The organism is Microbacterium luteum, assembly GCF_015277875.1.
Taxonomy (GTDB): domain Bacteria; phylum Actinomycetota; class Actinomycetes; order Actinomycetales; family Microbacteriaceae; genus Microbacterium; species Microbacterium luteum.
The window spans coordinates 1,255,316-1,275,580 of record NZ_CP063814.1 but is presented as its reverse complement, the minus strand read 5'-3'; the positions used below and the strand labels follow the sequence as shown (position 1 = coordinate 1,275,580).

Here is a 20,265-nt window from a genome sequence, read left to right as displayed (position 1 = left end):
GTGCGAACCCTCGTCGTGGTCGGGAGCGGAATCGCCGGCCTCACCGCCGCCCTGCACAGCGCCGCGCGCGGCATCGAGGTCACCGTCGTGACCAAGAGCGCACTCGACGACACGGCGACCGCGTGGGCGCAGGGCGGCATCGCCGCCGTGACGTTCCCCGACGACAGCGTCGACGCGCACGTCGCCGACACGCTGACCGCCGCCGCGGGGCTCGGCGACCCGAGCGCGGCGCGGATCGTGGCCGAGTCCGGAGCATCGGCGATCGCGGAGCTGGTGGCACGCGGGGTCGTCTTCGACACCGACGACACCGGACGCTTCGTCCGCGGTCTCGAGGCCGCGCACTCCTCCGCGCGGGTCATCCATGCCGGCGGCGACGCAACCGGTCGCGAGATCCAGCGTGCCCTGTCGGCGATGGTGCGACGAACGCCCGGGATCGCCGTGCGGGAGCACTGCTTCGCCGCCGACATCGTCATCGAGCATGGCCGCGCATGCGGCGTGACGATCCGCGACGGCGAGGTCCTGACCGCCGATGCCGTCGTCCTCGCCACCGGTGGCGCGGGGCACCTCTTCTCGCACACGACCAATCCTCGTATCGCGACCGGCGATGGCATCGCCATGGCCCTGCGCGCCGGGGCGGCCGTCGCCGATCTGGAGTTCGTGCAGTTCCACCCCACCGTGCTCGCTGCGCCCGAGCCGTTCCTGGTGTCGGAAGCCGTCCGTGGCGAGGGCGCCGTGCTCATCGACGACACCGGACGCCGCTTCGCCCTGGACGCTCATCCCGACGGCGAGCTCGCCCCCCGCGATGTCGTCGCCCGTGCAATCGCCGACGCGATGATGCGGCAGGGCGGGCGGCCCGTGCATCTCGACGCCACCGGTCTCCGTCACGATGCCGACGCCCTTACCGCCTTCCTCGCGGCCCGCTTCCCCACGATCGACCGCGCCGTGCGAGCGGCCGGAATCGACTGGTCGCGGACGCCGATCCCGGTAACGCCGGCGGCCCACTACCTGATGGGCGGCGTCGTCACCGACCTCGACGGCCGCACGAGCGTTCCGGGTCTGATGGCCGCGGGTGAGACGGCACGGACCGGACTGCACGGCGCGAACCGGCTGGCCTCCAATTCGCTTCTCGAAGGGGTGGTGTTCGGTGCGCGGGTGGCAGCCGCAGCCGACGCGGGCAGCCGGTCCGGCATCACAGCGTCCCGCGCGACCCCGCCGGTAGCCGCAGCACTTCCCGCACGGAACACGGGAGCTCCGACGACGCCGTTCACCCGCGCCGCCCTGCAGGATCTGATGTGGCGACACGCCGGACTCCTCCGCGACGGCGAGGGTCTCCGTCAGGCCGCGGAGACGGTCGCAGCATGGCGGAGTGCCCGGCCGGAGACCGCGGCGAACGACTCCGGTGCCGAAGACGACAACCTGCTGCTGGTCGCCGAGCACATGCTCGCGGCGGCATCCGCCCGTACCGGCTCGGTCGGTGCCCACGTCCGCATCGATGAGCCGAACGCCGGTCCGTCCGCGCACCGCTCCCCCGCCCTGATCGGAGCCCCATGCTGACCCGCCGTGTGATCGACCGGATCGTCGAGGCCGCACTCGACGAAGACGCGCCCTGGGGCGACCTGACCAGCGAGACCCTGATCCCCGAAGACGCCGTCGCCCGCGCAGAGTTGACCTCGCGTGAGCCGGGCGTCTTCGCCGGCGGCACCGTCTTCGCAGCGGCGTTCCGACTCACCGACCCGTCGATCGACGTCGACGTGCGCTACGCGGACGGTGAAGCGTTCGCGGCGCGACGCACGCTCGCGGTGGTCACCGGAGCGGCGCGCGCCGTGCTCACGGCCGAACGGGTGGGTCTGAATTTCGTGCAGCGGATGTCGGGGATCGCCACCCTCACCGCCCGGTACGTCGCCGAGGTCGCGCACACGGGCGCGCGCATCGCCGACACGCGCAAGACCACGCCGCTCCTGCGCACCTTCGAGCGTCACGCGGTTCGCTGCGGCGGCGGCCACAACCATCGCACATCGCTCAGCGACGCCGTGATGGTCAAGGACAACCATCTGGCGGTCCTGAAGGACCGGGGCGTCTCCGTCACCGCGGCCCTGAACGGTGCCATAGCGCGGCTTCCCCACACGACCCACGTCGAGGTCGAGGTCGACCGGCTCGACCAGCTCGACGCAGTCCTCGCGGCCGGTGTGGGCACGATCATGCTCGACAACTTCTCCCTCGACGATCTGCGCGCCGGCGTGCAGCGGATCGGCGGCGCAGCGATCGTGGAGGCGTCGGGAGGGGTCTCGCTCGAGCAGGTGCGCGCGATCGCCGAGACCGGCGTCGACGTCATCTCTGTGGGAGCTCTCACGCACTCAGCCCGCGCTCTCGACCTCGGCCTGGACATCCGGGTCGCGGCATCGGAGGCGTGAGGAGGTGTCGGGCCTCTACCTGGACAACGCCGCCACGACACCGGTGCGGCGTGAGGTGCTCGAGGCGATGTCGCCCTTTCTCACCTCGGCATACGGCAACCCCTCCAGCCACCACACCGTCGGCGAGCAAGCCGCGGCGGCGCTCGACGACGCCCGGCGCCGCGTGGCGCGGGTACTCGGCGTGCGGCCCGGCGACATCGTGTTCACCTCCGGGGGGACCGAGGCCAACAACCTCGCGATCAAGGGCATCGCGCTGGCGGCCCTGCAGAACTCCGGCGCGCGGCATGTGATCACGTCCCCGATCGAGCACGAGTCCGTGCTCGCATCCGTCGGCTATCTGCGTCGGCTGCACGGCTTCGAGGTGACGGTGCTCCCCGTCGACGCCGACGGGGTCATCGATCCCGGCGACCTGGCCGGTGCCGTGCGGCCGGACACGGCCGTGGTGAGCATCGGGCTGGCCAACAACGAGATCGGCACCGTGCAGGATGCGGCCGCGCTGGCCGACGCTCGTGGGTCGGCGCGTCTTCACCTCGACGCGGTGCAGGCCGCCGGGTGGATGCGCCTGTCCGGGCTGGGCGCCGACGCGCTCACGCTCGCAGGACACAAGCTCGGCGCCCCGAAGGGCATCGGCGTCGCGATGATCCGCGGGCGGATCCCCCTCGAGCCGGTGATCCACGGCGGCGGTCAGCAGCGCGATCGACGATCGGGGACCGAGAACGTCGCGGGCGCGGTGGGCTTCGCCGTCGCGCTCGAACTCGCCGAGGCCGAGCGCGAGGAGGCCGCGGCCCGGGTCGCGGCGGCGCGGGACGCCTTCGTCGCGCGCGTGCTGCGCGAGGTTCCCTCGGCACGGCTCACCGGTCACCCCCAGAGGCGCCTCCCGGGAACGGCGAGCTTCACCTTCGCCGGCGTCAGCGGCGAAGCGGTGCTGCTCGAATTGGAGCGTCGCGGCGTGATCTCCTCCAGCGGATCGGCGTGTGCGGCGGGAAGCGAGGAAGCCTCCCACGTGCTCACCGCGATCGGTGTCGAGCACGATCTCGCCCGCACCGCGGTGAGATTCACCCTGCCGCACGCGTGGGTCGGGTCGCTGGATGCCGTCGCCGTCGCCGTCGCCGCCTCGGTCGCCGCGGTGTGACGCGGCAGCTGGAGGATCAGGCACGTGACGAGTCCTGCGATCACCGTGATCGTTCCCGGCTGGAACGTCGCCGGCTACGCACCCGCCGCCCTCGCCTCCCTCAGGGCGCAGACCCGCGAGGACTGGACCGCCGTGCTCGTCGACGACCGGTCGGACGACACCACCGCCGAGGTCTTCGCGACAGCCGCCGCTTCCGACCGCCGCTTCCGCCTCGTGCGGCACGAGCACCGGCGCGGGCTGGGCGCCTCACGCAACACCGGGCTCGCCCGCGTCGGCACCCCGTACCTCGGCTTCCTCGACGCCGACGATGAGCTCACCCCGACGGCGCTGGCCACCCTGCTGGGCGTCCTCGAGGAAACCGGCAGCGACTTCGCCGTCGGGGCGTACACCCGACTTCGTCCCGACGGCCGCGGCGGCTACGTCGAGGGCGAGGTGCAGCCGTGGGTCGCGGCGGCGACCGCCCCCGCCCGGCGAGCGACCACTCTGGCGGCGCATCCGGCCGCCGGAGGAAACGTGGTGGCGTGGTCCAAGGTCAGCCGGTCGGACTTCTGGCGGCGAGCCGGCCTGCGATTTCCCGAGGGTCGCCTCTACGAGGACCAGGTGCTGGCCCAGCAGATGTACACGCGAGCCCGCCGGTTCGACACGGTGCCCGACGTGGTCGTGCGCTGGCGCGTGCGTGCCGACGGCTCCTCGATCACCCAGCACGAGGAGCGGGTGGAGGTGCTGCGGGACTGCCTCGACGCGATGACGGCGGGGCTGGGCGTCCTCGACGCGGCGCGCGTGCCGGCCGCCCTGCAGGAGCGGGTGCTCCTCATCCTGTCGATGGATGTGCCGCGCCTCGTGCCCATCGCCGAATCCCACCCCGACCCCGCCTACCGCAAGCTTCTGGGTGCGTTCACCCGCGATGTCTGGGATCGCGCCGAGTCCGCTCGCACGCGGCTCGATCCGGCGCTGCGGGCGACGATCGACGCGGTCAGCCTCTGGTGACGACTTCGGGGTCGACGACGTCATCGGGGGCCCGGTCGCCGCGACGTTCGGGCATCGGGGGATGCGGCTCCGCCTCCTCGGTCTCCAGGATGCGGGAGGCCGCCAGCTGCTGGGCCGCGAGTTCCGCGTAGAGGCCGCCCCGGGCGACGAGGTCGCCGTGCGTGCCGGACTCGACGATGCGGCCGCCATCGACGACATGGATCACATCGGCGCCGATCACCGTCGACAGCCGGTGCGCGATCGACAACGTCGTGCGCCCCCGCGATGCCGTCTCCAGCGCTTCCTGCACCACCCGCTCCGACACCGTGTCGAGTGCGGAGGTCGCCTCGTCCAGGAGGAGCACGGGCGGGTCCTTCAGCAGCACGCGGGCGATCGCGATGCGCTGCTTCTCCCCGCCGGACAGCCGGTATCCCCTCTCGCCGACGACGGTGTCGTACCCGTCCGCGAATCGCGCGATGACGTGGTGGATGTTCGCCGCGCGACATGCGCTTTCGAGCTCGGCGTCGGTCGCATCGGGCTTGGCGTAGCGCAGGTTCTCGCGGATGGACGCGTGGAACAGGTACGTCTCCTGCGACACGATGCCGACGTGGTCGATGATCGACGCGCCAGCGAGGGTCTCGACGTTCGCCCCGGCGAAGCGCACCTCGCCGCCGGTCGCGGCGTACATGCGCGGGGTGAGATAGAGGATCGTCGTCTTGCCCGCGCCCGAGGGCCCGACGAACGCGACGTGCTGTCCCGGCTCTACCTCGAAGGAGACGCCGTCCAGGGTCGCGGCGGTGTCCGGGGCGGCATCCGGATACCGGAACGCGACATCGCGGAACTCGACACGACCGAGCGGGCCGGGAGCGTCGTCGACGCTCATGGCGTCGGGGCGGTCGCTGATCGTCGGTGTCAGGTCGAGGTACTCGAAGATGCGGGCGAACAGCGCCGAGGACGTCTGGAGGTCGAGCGCGACGCGCATGAGGCCCATGAGCGGCATGAGCAGGCGCGCCTGCACGGTCGTGAAGGCGACGATCGTGCCCGCGGTGATCGCGTCGGCGCCGCCGGTGATGAGATAGCCCGCGACCAGGTAGATGATGGCCGGAACACTGGACATCAGCACCTGCACGACCGCGAAGAATCCCTGACCGCTCATGGCCCGGCGCACCTGCAGCCGCACCTGATTGCGGTTCTCCTCCTGGAAACGCTGCGACTCGGTGCGCTGCCGGTTGAAGGACTTCGACAGCAGGATGCCGGACACGCTCAGGGTCTCCTGGGTGATGGCCGTCAGCTCCGACAGCGACTCCTGGGTCTCGCCGGCGATGCGGGCCCGCACCTGACCGACTCGCCGCTGCACGATCACCAGGAAGGGCATGATCGCGACGGCGATGAGCGTGAGGCGCCAGTCGATGATCACCATCGCGACGAGCGAGGCGACGACGGTCACGGCGTTGCCCAAGATGCTGGTGACGGTGTTGGTGAGCACCCCGGCCACACCGCCGACGTCGTTCTGCAGACGGGACTGGATGGCACCGGTCTTGGTGCGCGTGAAGAAGGCCAGTTCCATGGACTGCAGATGCTCGAACAGGCGCACGCGCAGATCGCCCGTCACGCTGTTTCCGACGGTGGCGGTGAGCCAGGTCTGAATCACCGACAGACCTGAGGAGAGCAGGAAGAGTCCGATCATCGCGGCCACCAGCACCACGAGCAGTGAGAGATTCGGAGCCGATCCGTCGACGGGGAACAGGGCGTCGTCGAACACGCGCTGCACCAGCAGAGGCGGGATGACCGCGACCGCCGCGGCGGCGATCACCAGCACCGCGGTGACCGCGATGCGCCCCGCGTAGGGCCGGAACAGCGCCACCACGCGGGACCCCAGATTCCGCACCCGCGGAGCCTGCGCGTTCTGTCGACGCTGCGCGGCCTCGTCGACACCGCGGAAGCCTCCACCGCGGCCGGGCGGCCCGAGCATCGTCATGGATTCAGGCTAACCGTGCACGGTAGGCTCGGCTCCATGAGCACCTCCGGCGACCAGCCTGCACACGACGGATCCGACCTCGAGGCGCTGCGCGAGGAGATCGACGAGCTGAAGAAGGTGCCCGTGGAGGAGATGGTCAACCCGACGCCTCACGGCTGGCAGGACCGCGAGCCCACGCCGGAGCCGACCGACGCGATCGGGTCCGAGCAGTGGGACGACGAGGCCTCCGACAGCTGAGACTCCGACAACTCCGCGGAAAAATCCGCGGAGTGGGAATACCGGTGTCGGCTGCCGCCGTTAGCCTGTGACGTGCGCCGTTTTCGGCGCGGTTCTGCTGCGCGCTCGCGCATCCTCTCCCTCTCGCTCGCGCGACCGATCCATCGGAGACCCCATGGCCGCCACTGACGTCCAGCCCGGCACCGGCACCGTCGGCCTTCCTCGCACGGGCACGGTCTCGGCCGACGGCAACCGGGTCATCTGGCTCCTCCTGGCCGCGGCCTTCGTCGCGATCCTCAACGAGACGACGATGGGTGTGGCCATCCCCCACCTCATCACCGATCTCGGCATCACCGCCGTCGCGGCGCAGTGGCTGACCACGGCGTTCATGCTCACGATGGCCGTGGTCATCCCGATCACCGGCTTCCTCCTGCGCCGCTTCCCGACACGGGTGATGTTCATCGCGGCGATGAGCCTGTTCTCGCTCGGGACCCTCATCGCCCTGGTCTCGCCCGGCTTCCCGACCCTGCTGGTCGGACGCGTGGTGCAGGCTTCGGGCACGGCGATCATGATGCCGCTGCTGATGACGACCATCATGAACGTCGTGCCGCCGCACGCGCGCGGCCGGATGATGGGACGCGTCAGCATGGTGATCGCGCTCGCACCCGCCATCGGTCCGACGATGTCCGGCGTGCTGCTGGACACCCTCGGCTGGCGCTGGATCTTCGGCATCGTGCTGCCGATCGCCCTCGCGGCGCTCGCGGTGGGCGCGATATGGATCCGCAACATCGGTGAGACGATCCGTGAGCCGATCGACGCACTCTCCGTGGTCCTGTCCGCGTTCGGGTTCGGCGGCGTCGTCTACGGCCTGAGCCAGATCGGCGGCGCGGCCGCACACGGTGGCTCCGCCGCCGAAGAGGCCGCCGGTACGGCCGCCACCACGACGCTGATCGTGTCTCTCGCGGTGGGCGCCATCGCCCTCGCCCTGTTCGCGTGGCGCCAGATCGCGCTGCAGACGCGCGGCGTGCCCCTGCTCGATCTGCGTGTGTTCCGTTCGGCGAACTTCTCGCTCTCGGTCGCCCAGTTCGGGCTGCTGTCGATCTCGTTCTTCGGCGCCATCACGATCATTCCGCTCTACATGCAGAACGTGCTCGAGGTCTCCGCCTCGGTGACGGGGCTGGTGGTCCTCCCCGGCGCGCTGCTGATGGGACTCGCCGGTCCCGTCGTCGGACGCCTCTACGACCGCTTCGGGCCGCGGGTGCTGCTCTTCCCGGGCTCGATCATCGCTTCCGGCGTGCTGTGGATGTTCACGACGTTCGATCAGAACACGCCGATCTGGCTCATCCTCATCGCGCAGACCGCCCTGTCGCTGGGCCTGGCGATGTCGTTCACCCCGCTGTTCACGGCCTCACTGGCCTCGCTCCCCCGCCGGTTCTACTCCTACGGTTCGGCGGTCGTCAGCACCATGCAGCAGGTCGGCGGCGCCGCGGGCATCGCTCTGCTCGTCGCCGTCATGTCGGGGGTGCAGACGGCCGCCATGGACGCCGGCACCGACGAGATCGCGGCCGGCGCCCAGGGCGCGCACGCCGCGTTCCTCATCTCCGCGATCGTGTCGCTGACCCTCATCGTGGGCGCGTTCTTCATTCGCAAGCCGGATGAGTCCGACGACGCACCCGCACCGATGGCGCACTGACCGGCGACGTCGGTCGGTAGCGTCCGCGCCGCGGGCGCGCAATCCCCTCCGAGGGTTCGCGACCTTCACCTAACGTGGAGCCGACCGACCGAAAGGAGTCATGCGATGACCGAGAACATCGACGGCAAGAAGGTCGCCTTCCTCCTGACCGACGGGTTCGAAGACAGCGAACTGACCAGCCCCTGGGGTGCGGTGACATCTGCCGGCGGACAGGCGACACTCGTCTCCCCCGCCGACGGGACCGTGACCGGCAAGAACGGCCACGAGCAGAGTGTCGACCTCGATGTGGCATCCGCGCAGGCGGACCGGTTCGACGCGCTCGTGCTCCCCGGCGGTGTCGTGAACGCCGATCATCTCCGGATGGACGACCGGGCTGTGGCGTTCGTGCGCGCGTTCTTCACACAGCACAAGCCCGTCTCCGTGATCTGTCACGGAGCCTGGATCCTCGCCGATGCCGGGGTCCTGGAAGGGCGCACGCTCACGAGCTACCCCAGCCTCAAGACCGACCTGCGCAACGCCGGGGCAACCTGGGTCGACGAGGAGGTCGTCGTCGATCAGGGACTGACCTCGAGTCGCACGCCCGACGATCTGCCGGCCTTCAACGCCAAGACGGTGGAGGAGATCGCCGAGGGTCAGCACGCCGGCCAGACGGCCTGAACCACACGCGTGAGGGGAGCCGGGCCTCGACCCGGCTCCCCTCACGTCATCGCGGAATCACTCGCCGCCGCAGGCGCCTCCGCCGCAGCAGGAGCCCTCGGATGCGGTCTCGATGGTGGCGAGCAGCTTCTTGTCATCGACCGGAGGGGTCGGCAGGTTCGACGTGGTCATGTCCCGATCGTATCGCCGTGCGCACGTCATGTCAGCGGCACACCGCTCGTCTGACACCCCGGGCAGTACTGAGCGCCGCCGCGCGACCCGGGTACGTCGTGGATGACGCCGCCGCACACGGGGCACGCCTCGTGTGCGCGTCCATGAACACGCATCGCCGCCGTTTTCGCGGCCTTCTGGTGCGCGATCGGCACGGTGGCTCTCGCGGTGACGGCGTCGTGGAGCGCGGAACGGAGAGCGTCATACAGCCGGTCGCGTTCATCCTCGGTGAGGGTCGACGCCTGCGCGAGCGGTGACAACCCGGCGATGTGCAGGATCTCGTCGGAGTACGCGTTCCCCACCCCCGCGAACGACTTCTGCTCCTGCAGGAGGGCCTTCAGCTGTTTGCGCCGTCCCACCACCACGCCGTCGAAGTCAGCGCGCGTGTAGTCGGATCGCGCCGGATCCGGCCCCAGCGCGGCGATGGCCGGCAACGTATGCGCGTCTTCGACCAGCGCGAGGGAGAACGACAGCCAGTCCGCCGCAAGCGGATCGGCCCATCGCGATCCGTCTCGAGGGTCGCGACGACGGGCGGCTCGTCGCGTTGGCCGTCGGTGTCGCCGCCGTCGCCGTCATCCGATCCATCGCCAGGCCAGCGTGCCCACCCGGCGCGCCCGTAGGAGATGACCAGAACACCGCGGTCGGTCGCGACGAGCGTGTGCTTGCCGGCGCGTGTGACGTCCGTGATCACCGCGCCCGCCAACGTCTCGGGCCGGCGATCGCGGCTCTTCCACACGCGGAATTCCGCGAGGTCGATGCGCACGATTCGCGCATCCAGGAGTCGAGATCGCAAGGCCTCTGTCAGTGCGTGAACCTCGGGCGACTCCGGCATGCGCTCATCATGTCATCGGATCACGCGGCCGGCACCAATTCGCTGTAGAGCGCGCGCACGCGACGGTCGATGTCATCGCGGATCGCCCGCACGCCGGCCGGCGGCAGCCCCGCCGGGTCTTCGAGATCCCAGTCGAGATATCGTCGCCCGGGAAGCACGGGACATGCGTCACCGCATCCCATGGTGATGACGACGCTGGCAGCGCGCACCGCCTCTTCCGTGAGCGGCTTGGGGAAGTCTCCCGTGGCCGGAATGCCGATCTCATCGAGCGCAGCGATGATGCTCGAACGCACCTCGGTGGCCGGCTGCGAACCCGCAGTCGCGACGCGGAGCCGGTCGCCGGCGAGGTGACGCAGAATTCCCGCCGCGAGCTGGGACCGCCCGGCGTTCTGCACGCACACGAAGAGCACATGCGGCGTGTCGTCGGGGCCCGCGTCGGCGCGCGCCAAGGCTTCGAGCCGCGATGAGGCGAACGCTGCCGTGCGCGACGCGAGAAACGGCGCCGCTGTGTCGTCGCCGCGCAGGCGGACAAGGCTGTCGGTCACGACCGATCGGATCGCCTCGACGACGAAGACGCCACGGAATCTCGTGGTGAGGTCCGCGACGATGCGAGCTGTGTCCGGCTCCGGCCCGATCTTCTGCCCGAGGAACGCCGCGATCCTGTCGTCTTCGTCCGGATGGATCGCGTACCAGACGCGACGGCCTTCCGGCTTGCGCACAAGGAATCCCTCGGCGAGCAGCGCCTTCATGTGGTGGCTGATCGTGGGCTGCGTCAGTCCGAGGGTCGCTGCCAGCTCTCCGACGAGCGCGCGCCCGTCGTCGGAATCCCGGATGAGGCGCAGGATGCGGGAGCGTGTGGGATCCCCGAGCGCCGTCAGGCGTCGCTCATTCGCAGCCGCATGCATAGATGTGAGTCTATCTCTCGCTCCGGCGATCGGTGGCGAGACGGATACGCTGACCTCGTGACTCCGCGCCTTCTCCCCCACGACGCCGTCCTCCGGCCGGCCCAGCCCGGCGACGAACAGGGGCTTCTCGACAGCATCCGACGCCTCGCGGCCTACGAGCGCGAACCCGATGCCGTCGAGAACACCGTCGAGATGATCACCGACCGGTTCTTCGGCGCAGCACCGAAGGTCTTCGCCCACGTCGTGGAGCGCCAAGGTCGGATCGTCGGGATCGCCGTGTGGTTCCTCACGTACTCCACGTGGACCGGGACGCACGGCATCTGGCTCGAGGATCTCTTCGTCGAGGAGACCGAGCGTGGCCGGGGATACGGGAAAGCCCTCATCGCGGCTCTCGCTCACGAGTGCCGCGCGCGGGGCTACTCCCGCCTGGAGTGGACCGTCTTGGACTGGAATGCGCCGTCGATCGCCTTCTACCGCGGGTTGGGAGCCATCCCGATGAAGGAATGGACCACGCAGCGGCTGACCGGTGAGGCTCTGGCAGCACTCGCCTCGGAGTGACCGGACCGCGCAACACCCTGGCCCTGCGTACCGGTCATGCCGCACCCTCTTCGGCGAGCAGGTCGGCGAGAAGGGCCTCGACACGGCCCCGGATCTCGTCGCGGATGGGGCGCACCGCCTCGATTCCCTGGCCGGCCGGGTCGTCGAGCTGCCAGTCCTCGTAGCGCTTCCCGGGGAAGATGGGGCACGCGTCGCCGCAGCCCATCGTGATCACGACGTCGGACTCCTTGACGGCGTCGACCGTCAGGACCTTCGGGGAGTTGCCCGCAATGTCGATGCCCTCTTCGGCCATCGCCGCCACCGCGACGGGATTGATCTCGTTCTTCGGCGCCGATCCCGCCGAGAGCACATCGACGCGACCGGCGCCGAGCTCCTCGAGGAACCCGGCCGCCATCTGCGAACGGCCGGCATTGTGGACACACACGAAGAGGACAGACGGCTTGCCGGTCATGACGGCTCCTTCACGGGATGGAGAACACGAGATCGAGGGGCGGTGCCGGTGGGACCCCGACTCCACAGCAGCCTGGGCTGCTGTGCAAAAGCATAGATGGCTATCTATGCTTCGTCCAGTCTGTGCTGTGCGTATCCGCTCCGACGGCTATGTCGGGGGCCCGACATAGCCTCGGAATCACATCGAGAGCGTGCCCCTCTCCCGACGATCGGAGCACGCCCATGTCCTCATCCACGAACAGCAACCGTCCGACACCGATGCCGAGAGGTTTCGATGTCTACGCCGTCGCCTGTTGCCACCTCTTCCGACAGGAGCGCTCGGTGCGCTACGTCGTGCACGGACCCGACGGCTGGTCCTTCTCCTGCGGCGGCGTCGATCACGATCCCGAGTGCTGGGGAACCACGCACACGCATCACCTGCTCGACATCGACGCATCCCTTGCCGAGATCGCCATGCTCCCCGTCGGCGCGGAGACGATGCGGTTCACCGCATCCTCACCCTGGCTTCGTCTGCCTGATCTCGCGTGAGATCCGACTGCGGGCACGGGCTCAGTTGTTGAAGCGGAACTCCACCACGTCGCCGTCGCGCATGACGTATTCCTTGCCCTCGAGGCGGGCCTTTCCGCGAGAGCGAGCCTCCAGGACCGAACCGCACGCGACGAGGTCGTCGAACGAGATGACCTCCGCCTTGATGAAGCCCTTCTCGAAGTCGGTGTGGATGACGCCCGCCGCCTGCGGAGCCTTCGCGCCCTGCGGGATCGTCCAGGCGCGCGCCTCCTTCGGCCCGGCCGTGAGGTACGTCTGCAGGCCGAGGGTGTCGAATCCGATGCGGGCGAGCTGGTCGAGGCCCGATTCTTCCTGACCGGTCGCGGCCAGCAGTTCCGCGGCGTCCGCGGCGTCGAGGTCGATCAACTCGGACTCGATCTTGGCATCGAGGAACACAGCCTGAGCGGGGGCGACCAACGCCGCGAGCTCGGCCTTGCGCGCATCGTCCGTGAGCACGGCCTCGTCGACGTTGAAGACGAAGATGAAGGGCTTCGATGTGAGCAGCCCGAGCTCCTTGATGGGCTCGAGGTCGAGGCCCGCTCCGGAGAGAAGGGTCCCCGCGTCCAAGGCATCCTTGGCGGCGACGGCCGCGGCCAGCACGGCAGGATCGGTCTTCTTGCCCCTGACCTCCTTCTCGAACCGCGGGATCGCCTTCTCGAGCGTCTGCAGGTCGGCCAGCTGAAGCTCGGCGTTGATCGTCTCCATGTCGCTCGCGGGATTCACCTCGCCGTCCACGTGAACGACATCGTCGTCCGCGAAGCCGCGAACGACCTGCGCGATGGCATCGGCTTCACGGATGTTCGCGAGGAACTGGTTGCCCAGACCCTCCCCTTCGCTCGCGCCCCGCACGATGCCGGCGATGTCCACGAACGACACCGTCGCCGGCAGCACCCGCTCGCTGGAGAAGATCTCGGCCAGGCGGGCCAGGCGCGGATCGGGCAGACTCACCACCCCGACGTTGGGCTCGATCGTGGCGAACGGATAGTTCGCCGCGAGCACCTGGTTCTTGGTCAGCGCGTTGAAGAGGGTCGACTTGCCGACATTCGGGAGTCCGACGATTCCGATGGTGAGAGCCACGGGAGTCCAGTCTAGGGCGGCGCGCCTGCGCGAGAAGACGCCGCTCGCACGCGATGCTGTCGACGTGTCACTGGATTTCACGGCGATCGACTTCGAGACGGCGAATTCCAGCAGCGCATCGGCCTGCGCCGTCGGACTCGTCCGTGTGCGCGCCGGAGAGGTCGTGGCGAAGACCGGATGGCTGATCAGGCCACCTGTCGGTCACGATGCGTTCTTCGAACTGAACACCCGCATCCACGGAATCCAAGCCCGGGACGTTGCGGATGCGGCGACGTGGACCGAGCAGCTCTCGGACATCGCCTCGTTCGTGGGCGAGGACATCCTCGTCGCCCACAACGCCGGCTTCGACATGGCCGTCATCAAGCGCGCATGCGAGGCGACCGGTGACGAGTGCCCGCCCTATCGGTACGCCTGCAGCCTTCAGGTGGCCCGCCGGGTGTACTCGCTCGAGTCGTATCGCCTGCCGTTCGTCGCCGCCGAGGCCGGTTTCGCCTCCTTCGCGCACCACAACGCCACTGCCGACGCGCTCGCCTGCGCGCACGTGATGGTGGACGCCGCGCGCCGTGCCGGTGCCGCCGACATCGTGGCCCTCGCGGAGGCGACCGGGGTGAGGGTCTCGCAGATCGCACCGGCCACGGCAGGTCGCGCGGCATCCGCCGTCGTCGCCGCCTGATCGATCGCGCCGGCCTGGCCGGGACGGCGGCCCCGTCGGTCGGGACGCCGCTTCAACGCGCCGGCGCGTGCCGAGAGAGGCGGTGTCGGAGGTCTGCGAGAGAGTGTCGGCATGGACACGATGCTCCTTCCCCTCCTCGCCGTCGCGGCACTGTTCGCGGGCCTTCTGGCCGGCTGGGCCGCCGGCGGGGCGCGAGCCGCGACGCGTTCGCACACGCAGATCGCCGACCTGCGCGCCCAGGTCGCCGCCGCGAACGCCGCGCGGCAGGGGGTGCAGGCGCAACTCGATCACCAGCAGCTGCTGTATCGGGAGCTGGCGTCCCAGGCGCGATCCGACCTCGCGGCGCGCGACGATCGCGAGCGCCGAGAGCAGGCGATTCTCCGCGCCCTTTCGCCGGTGCACGAGACTCTGCAGACCATGCAGGGCAAGGTCGATGAGCTGGAACGGGACCGGCACCACCAGTTCGGCGCTCTCGCCGAGCAGCTGCGACGGTCGCACGAATCCGACGAGCAGTTGCGAGCGACCACGGAGGCGCTCGCGGGCGCACTGCGTTCGGGGAGCACCCGCGGCGTCTGGGGAGAGACGCAGCTGCGACGCGTCGTCGAGGCAGCCGGGCTCACGCGATACGTCGACTTCGACCTGCAGGCATCCGTGCACTCCGATGCCGGCGCCGGCCGACCCGATATGGTCGTGCGCCTGCCCGGCGAGAAGGCGATCGCCATCGACGCGAAGGTCCCCCTGGATGCCTACCTCGAGGCGAGCGCGATTCCGTTCACCGCCACCGGAGACGACGCTGCGCGCCGCGAGAGCCTCCTCCGCAAGCACGTGAAGGCGGTTCGCTCGCACGTCGACGCTCTCGCGAAGAAACAGTACTGGGCGGGATTGTCGGCCAGTCCCGAGTTCGTCGTGTGCTTCATCCCGAGCGAAGCGCTGCTCGCCGCGGCGCTGGAAGCCGATCCGAGCCTGCTCGAGTACGCGTTCGGTCGACGCGTCGCCCTGGCTTCCCCGGTCAACCTCTGGGCGGTGCTCAAGACGGTCGCCTTCACGTGGACCCAGCAGAACGTCTCCGAAGAGGCGCGCACCCTGTTCGATCTCGGCAACGAGCTGTACGCGCGACTTTCGACGCTGTCCGGGCACGCAGACGATCTCCGTCGCGCGATCGAGCGGACGATCGACAGCTACAACGGCCTCATCGGGTCCCTCGAGTCACGCGTCCTGGTGACGGCCCGTCGATTCCCCGGCATCGATGAGACGAAGCTGGACTCCGCGACGGCGCCCGCGCCGATCGAGAGCAGCCCGCGACGAGTCGTCGCCCCCGAGCTGCTTCCCGCTCAGGGCGCAGACATCGGAGCGCTTCGATTCCGGCTCGATACGCCCACAGCGGATGGTGACGCGTCCGGGGCCTCTGCGCAGTCGTCGCGCGACGAGGAGAGCGCGCGTTAGCTCAGGCGCCGCCGGGCACGAAGCTGAGCAGCACGATCACCGCCGCCGAGACACCGACGAAGGCACCGATCATCCACCACGCCGACGGCTGCTGACCCTCTTCGCGTCGCACCCGGAAGAGCACATCCGGTCGACGGGCGGGATCGGTCGCGTCGGCGACGACGGCCTGCGCGCCGGTCTGCGTGGTGGTTCCGCTGGTGGCGGACATCGAGTTCTCCCTCGCTGGGTTGAAGGTTCGGCGTCTCCTCTGACGGACGCCCCCAGTCTCCCACAGCGATGCTGAGAGCCTTGTCACATACCCATCACGATCTCGCCGCCCGTCCGGCCGTCTCGGCCGAGAGCCGGCTCACAGCCACTTCGAGGTGAGATGCTCCGACGAGATACGGCGCAGGGTGCCCGAGGCGCCACGCAGCACGACGCTCTCGGTGTAGACGTAGCCGCCCTCTCGGCGAACGCCCGCCACGAGCTGGCCGTCGGTCACACCCGTCGCGACGAAGATCGTGTTCTTTCCCTTGACCATCTCGTCGGCTTCGTACACGTGGTCGCCGAACTGCAGACCGGCATCGATGCCCTTCTGCTTCTCGTCGTCGTCGCGCGGCCACAGCCGGCCCTGGATGTGCCCGCCCAGGGCCTTGATGGCACACGCGGTGACGATGCCCTCGGGGCTGCCGCCGACACCCACACACATGTCCGTGCGCGCGTTGTGACGGGCGGCGTTGATGCCGCCGGCGACGTCGCCGTCGCTCATGAGACGCGTTCCCGCCCCCGCCTCGCGGATCTCGTCGATGAGCTTCTCGTGACGAGGTCGGTGGAGCACCGAGACGACCATCTCCTCGACGGGCTTGCCGAGCGCGCCCGCGAGGAGGCGGATGTTCTCGCCGATGGGAAGCCGGATGTCGACCACTCCGACGCCGGCGGGGCCGGTCACGAGCTTGTCCATGTAGAACACGCTCGACGCGTCGAGCATCGAGCCGCGGTCGGCGACCGCGATGACGGAGAGGGCGTTGTTGCGCCCGGCGGCCGTCAGCGATGTGCCGTCGATCGGGTCGACAGCCACGTCGCACTGCGGACCACGACCGTTTCCGACGCGCTCGCCGTTGAACAGCATCGGCGCGTTGTCCTTCTCGCCCTCGCCGATGACGATCGTGCCATCGAAGTTGACGGTGGTCAGGAACGCCCGCATCGCATCCACGGCCGCGCCGTCGGCCGCTTCTTTGGCGCCGCGGCCGATGAACGGCACCGCGCGGATCGACGCCGCCTCCGTTGCGCGCACGAGCTCGAGAGCCAGGTTCCGGTCGGGGTGCAGGGGGCTCATATCGCCGGTAAGACTCACCATGGGTCGACTCTATCCAGCGTGCTCCTGAAGATCGCGGGAAATCACGAGGGGCAACGGCGAAGGAATGACAGTTCTTTCGCAGTGGCGCAATTCGCGCATCCCATCGCGTGGGACCGGGCGAGCTTGACGCCCGGAGCCGGCCTCCGACGGCCTCGACCGGATCGATACACTCGAAGTGTCGACCCCGTCACGAAGGAGCACCCATGCCCGTCGCCACTCCCGATCAGTACGCCGACATGCTGGACCGCGCGAAGGCGGGCGGATTCGCGTACCCCGCGATCAACGTCTCCAGCTCGCAGACCATCAACGCCGTGCTGCAGGGTCTCACCGAGGCCGGTTCGGACGGCATCCTGCAGGTGACCACGGGTGGAGCTGACTACTTCGCCGGTCACACGGTGAAGAACCGCGCCGCCGGCGCACTCGCGTTCGCCCGGTACGTGACCGAGGTCGCCAAGAGCTACCCGATCACCGTGGCCCTCCACACCGACCACTGCCCGAAGGATGCCCTGCCGACCTTCGTCCTGCCGCTGCTGGAGGCTTCCGAGGAGCAGGTGAAGGCCGGTGGCGAGCCGATCTTCCAGTCGCACATGTGGGACGGCTCGGCGGTGCCGCTGGACGAGAACATCGAGATCGCCGCAGACCTGCTCCCCCGCATGAAGAACATCAACTCGATCCTCGAGGTCGAGATCGGCGTCGTCGGCGGCGAGGAGGACGGCGTGAAGCACGAGGGCTCCAACGAGGCGCTCTACACGACCGTCGCGGACGTCACGAAGGCCGTCGAGACCCTCGGCCTCGGCGAGAAGGGCCGCTACATCTCGGCGCTCACCTTCGGCAACGTGCACGGTGTGTACAAGCCGGGCAACGTCAAGCTCCGCCCCGAACTCCTCGGCGAGATCCAGGAAGGGATCGCCGCGACCTTCGGTACCGACGCCAAGCCGCTGGACCTCGTCTTCCATGGCGGCAGCGGCTCGACCGACGAGGAGATCGCCCTCGCAGTCGCCAACGGAGTCGTGAAGATGAACATCGACACCGACACGCAGTACGCGTTCACGCGCGCCGTCGCCGGCTACATGCTCTCCAACTACGAGGGCGTGCTGAAGGTCGACGGCGAGGTCGGCAACAAGAAGCAGTACGACCCGCGCGCCTGGGGCAAGGTCGCCGAGACAGCGATGGCGGCACGCGTCGTCGCCGCGACGCAGCAGCTGGGCTCGCACGGCAAGAGCCTCGGAGCCTGACGCCGCTCCACGAATGGCCCCGTCACCTTCGGGTGGCGGGGCCATTCGCCTTCGTCTCGTCGGCCTCGGCGTGCACGAAGTCAGGCTCAGCGGGCGTTAGGAGGCCCTGGGCGCCACCGATCCCGCACTCAGCCTGAGTTGGTGCCCGCCGCAGGGAGGACGCCTGCAGGAGGGAGGACGCCTGCAGGAGGGAGGACACCGGCGGGAGGCAGGAAACCTGCGGCGCGTGGCGAGAGCCGAGGGTGAATCAGCTGCTCGCGCCGGAAACGAGCACGTCCCACACGCCCGGGTCCAGGAACAGCGGCACGGTGAGCAGGATGCCGCTGGCGAAGGAGAAGACGAGGGCGCCGACGAGCGGGATCCACCAGCTGATCCGCCCGCGCCGCATGCTCATCCACGACACCACGGCGGTCAGCAACCACCCGAGGCCGAGAACGACCGCGGCGGCGAATCCCCACGCGCGCGCCCCCTCCGGGTCGCTGAGGGTCGCCTGCAGCCCCATCATCTCGAAGAGGCTCGCCGCGTACGCGCTGTAGTCGGTGAACAGCGGGATGCTGGTGAAGACGTTGAAGAGCCCGTACACGAGCAGGCCGATCGTGATGACGCGATCAGCCACCCGTCGCCGCCGCGTCAGGTCCGTCTCGGCGGTGTCATCCGCGAGCGGGGCCGCCTCCGCCGGACTGTGCTGCTGCGCGGGGTTCTGGTCCAGCTGCTGCCCGCTCTCGAGCGCCCACGTGGCATCGGGCTGCTGGATACGACGACGCTGCTCCTCGGTGCTCGCGTACTCGCCGTACTGGGGACGAGGGCGCGCGCCCTCCGTGTTCGGCTCGCTCATGCTCCGGATCCCGTCGTCGCCCGCCCGCCGCGTCGGGCGGAGTCGTCGCCGCGCAGTTCCTTCGGCAGCGAGAAGATCAGATCCTCCTCCGCGGTGCGCACTTCTTCGACGTCGCGGTAGCCGGCATGGGCGAGATCTTCGAGCACCTGCGCGACGAGCACCTCGGGCACGGATGCGCCGCTGGTCACACCGACGGTCTCGACGCCTTCCAGCCACTCCTGTCGCACTTCGTCGGCGTAGTCCACCCGGTATGCGGCCTTCGCCCCGTATTCCAGGGCGACCTCCACCAGGCGCACCGAGTTGGACGAGTTCGCCGATCCCACGACGATCACGAGGTCGGCGCCGACCGCGACCTTCTTGATCGCGACCTGCCGGTTCTGCGTCGCGTAGCAGATGTCATCCGACGGGGGGTCCTGCAGCTGCGGAAACCGCTCACGCAGCCGGCGGACCGTCTCCATCGTCTCGTCGACCGACAACGTCGTCTGCGACAACCACACCACCTTCGTCGGGTCCTTGACCTCGACCGTCGTGGCGGCCTCCGGCGAATTCACCACCGTGACGTGGTCGGGCGCCTCGCCGGCTGTGCCCTCGACCTCTTCGTGGCCGTCATGGCCGATCAAGAGGATCTCATAGTCGTCGCGAGCGAACCGCACCGCCTCGCGGTGCACCTTGGTCACCAGCGGACACGTGGCGTCGATGGCCTGGAGCCCGCGGGCGTCGGCGGACGAGACGACCGCCGGGGAGACACCGTGGGCACTGAAGACCACGTGTGCGCCCTCGGGAACCTCGTCGACCTCGTCGACGAAGACCGCACCCCGCCGCTCCAGCTCGCTCACGACGTGCCGGTTGTGCACGATCTGCTTGCGCACGTAGACGGGGGCGCCGTACCGGTCGAGGGCCTTCTCGACAGCCACGACCGCACGAGCCACACCCGCGCAGTATCCACGGGGAGCGGCCAGGAGCACACGTTTGTGTCCGACGACGGGGATATCCTGGAGCCGGTCTCGCCGTCCCGGCACACGGGGAGCCGGCAGGCTGACGGACACTGCGGGCGCGGTCGTGGTCACCCCTCAAGTCTACGGTTGCGGCCTGAACAGGTGCTCAGCACCCAG

22 protein-coding genes are annotated in these 20,265 nt (G+C 69.5%); 12 read left to right on the top strand and 10 right to left on the bottom strand.

The annotated features are described in order from the left end of the window. From nadB to IM777_RS06200, 4 genes are read left to right on the top strand one after another with little or no spacing between them, the layout of a single operon-like run. Positions 1-1,554, top strand: coding sequence for an L-aspartate oxidase (gene nadB / locus IM777_RS06215; protein ID WP_194384966.1), 1,554 nt, complete (start codon positions 1-3; stop codon positions 1,552-1,554). After that, complete coding sequence (gene nadC, locus IM777_RS06210; protein ID WP_194384965.1) at positions 1,548-2,411, top strand: carboxylating nicotinate-nucleotide diphosphorylase; 864 nt, start codon at positions 1,548-1,550, stop codon at positions 2,409-2,411. The genes nadB and nadC overlap by 7 nt, the downstream gene beginning before the upstream one ends. Positions 2,412-2,415: 4 nt before the next feature. Continuing rightward, complete coding sequence (locus IM777_RS06205) at positions 2,416-3,543, top strand: cysteine desulfurase family protein (protein ID WP_075807065.1); 1,128 nt, start codon at positions 2,416-2,418, stop codon at positions 3,541-3,543. A 24-nt stretch (positions 3,544-3,567) separates the two neighbouring features. Next, a complete protein-coding gene (locus IM777_RS06200) occupies positions 3,568-4,530 on the top strand; it encodes a glycosyltransferase family 2 protein (protein WP_194384964.1) in 963 nt (320 codons plus the stop codon). On the opposite strand, the gene IM777_RS06195 is transcribed toward IM777_RS06200, so the two are convergent. Beyond that, entirely contained in the window at positions 4,517-6,481 is a 1,965-nt protein-coding gene (locus IM777_RS06195) for an ABC transporter ATP-binding protein (RefSeq protein ID WP_071043359.1), read from the bottom strand. The two genes, IM777_RS06200 and IM777_RS06195, sit on opposite strands and share 14 nt — an antisense overlap. A 42-nt stretch (positions 6,482-6,523) precedes the next feature. On the opposite strand from IM777_RS06195, the gene IM777_RS06190 reads away from it, so the two are divergent. The 3 genes from IM777_RS06190 (at position 6,524) to IM777_RS06180 (ending at position 9,053) form a co-directional block, all read left to right on the top strand. Next, on the top strand, positions 6,524-6,724 hold the full coding sequence (locus IM777_RS06190) for a hypothetical protein (RefSeq protein ID WP_071042904.1): 201 nt from the start codon (positions 6,524-6,526) through the stop codon (positions 6,722-6,724). Between the two features lie 154 nt (positions 6,725-6,878). Continuing rightward, entirely contained in the window at positions 6,879-8,396 is a 1,518-nt protein-coding gene (locus IM777_RS06185) for a DHA2 family efflux MFS transporter permease subunit (RefSeq protein ID WP_194384963.1), read from the top strand. A 105-nt stretch (positions 8,397-8,501) separates the two neighbouring features. Further along, positions 8,502-9,053: a type 1 glutamine amidotransferase domain-containing protein gene (locus tag IM777_RS06180; RefSeq protein ID WP_071042902.1), complete on the top strand. Its 552-nt coding sequence runs from the start codon at positions 8,502-8,504 to the stop codon at positions 9,051-9,053. A gap of 197 nt (positions 9,054-9,250) precedes the next feature. Here IM777_RS06180 and IM777_RS17195 read toward each other — a convergent pair whose 3' ends face one another. The 3 genes from IM777_RS17195 to IM777_RS06170 are packed head-to-tail and all read right to left on the bottom strand — an operon-like array spanning position 9,251 to position 11,000. Then, complete coding sequence (locus tag IM777_RS17195; RefSeq protein WP_237673321.1) at positions 9,251-9,622, bottom strand: Fpg/Nei family DNA glycosylase; 372 nt, start codon at positions 9,620-9,622, stop codon at positions 9,251-9,253. Further along, positions 9,601-10,095: a DNA-formamidopyrimidine glycosylase family protein gene (locus IM777_RS17190; RefSeq protein ID WP_228480974.1), complete on the bottom strand. Its 495-nt coding sequence runs from the start codon at positions 10,093-10,095 to the stop codon at positions 9,601-9,603. The genes IM777_RS17195 and IM777_RS17190 overlap by 22 nt, the downstream gene beginning before the upstream one ends. A gap of 20 nt (positions 10,096-10,115) precedes the next feature. Then, positions 10,116-11,000 carry a metalloregulator ArsR/SmtB family transcription factor gene (locus tag IM777_RS06170; RefSeq protein ID WP_194384962.1) on the bottom strand — a complete coding sequence of 295 codons (885 nt, stop codon included), beginning with the start codon at positions 10,998-11,000 and terminating at the stop codon, positions 10,116-10,118. A gap of 57 nt (positions 11,001-11,057) precedes the next feature. Here IM777_RS06170 and IM777_RS06165 point away from each other — a divergent pair, with 57 nt between their 5' ends. Then, entirely contained in the window at positions 11,058-11,558 is a 501-nt protein-coding gene (locus tag IM777_RS06165) for a GNAT family N-acetyltransferase (protein ID WP_071042900.1), read from the top strand. A 34-nt stretch (positions 11,559-11,592) separates the two neighbouring features. Here the strand turns inward: IM777_RS06165 and IM777_RS06160 are convergent, their stop codons facing one another. Then, entirely contained in the window at positions 11,593-12,009 is a 417-nt protein-coding gene (locus tag IM777_RS06160) for an arsenate reductase ArsC (RefSeq protein ID WP_071042899.1), read from the bottom strand. 221 nt (positions 12,010-12,230) lie between these two features. Between IM777_RS06160 and IM777_RS06155 the strand changes: the two genes are divergently transcribed. Then, positions 12,231-12,536 carry a hypothetical protein gene (locus tag IM777_RS06155; RefSeq protein WP_071042898.1) on the top strand — a complete coding sequence of 102 codons (306 nt, stop codon included), beginning with the start codon at positions 12,231-12,233 and terminating at the stop codon, positions 12,534-12,536. Positions 12,537-12,557: 21 nt separating this feature from the next. On the opposite strand, the gene ychF is transcribed toward IM777_RS06155, so the two are convergent. Beyond that, positions 12,558-13,631 carry a redox-regulated ATPase YchF gene (gene ychF / locus IM777_RS06150; RefSeq protein ID WP_071042897.1) on the bottom strand — a complete coding sequence of 358 codons (1,074 nt, stop codon included), beginning with the start codon at positions 13,629-13,631 and terminating at the stop codon, positions 12,558-12,560. Between the two features lie 64 nt (positions 13,632-13,695). Between ychF and IM777_RS06145 the strand changes: the two genes are divergently transcribed. Together IM777_RS06145 and IM777_RS06140 are read left to right on the top strand one after the other, a co-directional pair. Continuing rightward, positions 13,696-14,304, top strand: a complete 609-nt coding sequence (locus IM777_RS06145; protein WP_071043357.1) for an exonuclease domain-containing protein — start codon at positions 13,696-13,698, stop codon at positions 14,302-14,304. Positions 14,305-14,415: 111 nt separating this feature from the next. Further along, a complete protein-coding gene (locus IM777_RS06140; protein ID WP_071042896.1) occupies positions 14,416-15,747 on the top strand; it encodes a DNA recombination protein RmuC in 1,332 nt (443 codons plus the stop codon). Position 15,748: 1 nt separating this feature from the next. Here the strand turns inward: IM777_RS06140 and IM777_RS06135 are convergent, their stop codons facing one another. Both IM777_RS06135 and glpX read right to left on the bottom strand, forming a co-directional pair. Then, complete coding sequence (locus tag IM777_RS06135; protein WP_071042895.1) at positions 15,749-15,955, bottom strand: UDP-N-acetylmuramyl pentapeptide phosphotransferase; 207 nt, start codon at positions 15,953-15,955, stop codon at positions 15,749-15,751. A 138-nt stretch (positions 15,956-16,093) separates the two neighbouring features. Continuing rightward, positions 16,094-17,083: a class II fructose-bisphosphatase gene (glpX, locus tag IM777_RS06130; RefSeq protein ID WP_071042894.1), complete on the bottom strand. Its 990-nt coding sequence runs from the start codon at positions 17,081-17,083 to the stop codon at positions 16,094-16,096. 203 nt (positions 17,084-17,286) lie between these two features. Here glpX and fbaA point away from each other — a divergent pair, with 203 nt between their 5' ends. Then, positions 17,287-18,318 carry a class II fructose-bisphosphate aldolase gene (fbaA, locus tag IM777_RS06125; protein ID WP_071042893.1) on the top strand — a complete coding sequence of 344 codons (1,032 nt, stop codon included), beginning with the start codon at positions 17,287-17,289 and terminating at the stop codon, positions 18,316-18,318. Between the two features lie 247 nt (positions 18,319-18,565). Here fbaA and IM777_RS06120 read toward each other — a convergent pair whose 3' ends face one another. Next, complete coding sequence (locus IM777_RS06120) at positions 18,566-19,153, bottom strand: DUF6264 family protein (protein WP_194384961.1); 588 nt, start codon at positions 19,151-19,153, stop codon at positions 18,566-18,568. Further along, positions 19,150-20,172 (bottom strand): 4-hydroxy-3-methylbut-2-enyl diphosphate reductase, encoded by a 1,023-nt coding sequence (locus tag IM777_RS06115; protein ID WP_228481061.1) that lies wholly within the window; start codon positions 20,170-20,172, stop codon positions 19,150-19,152. Before IM777_RS06115 ends, IM777_RS06120 begins: the two co-directional genes overlap by 4 nt. Positions 20,173-20,265: the final 93 nt, after the last annotated feature.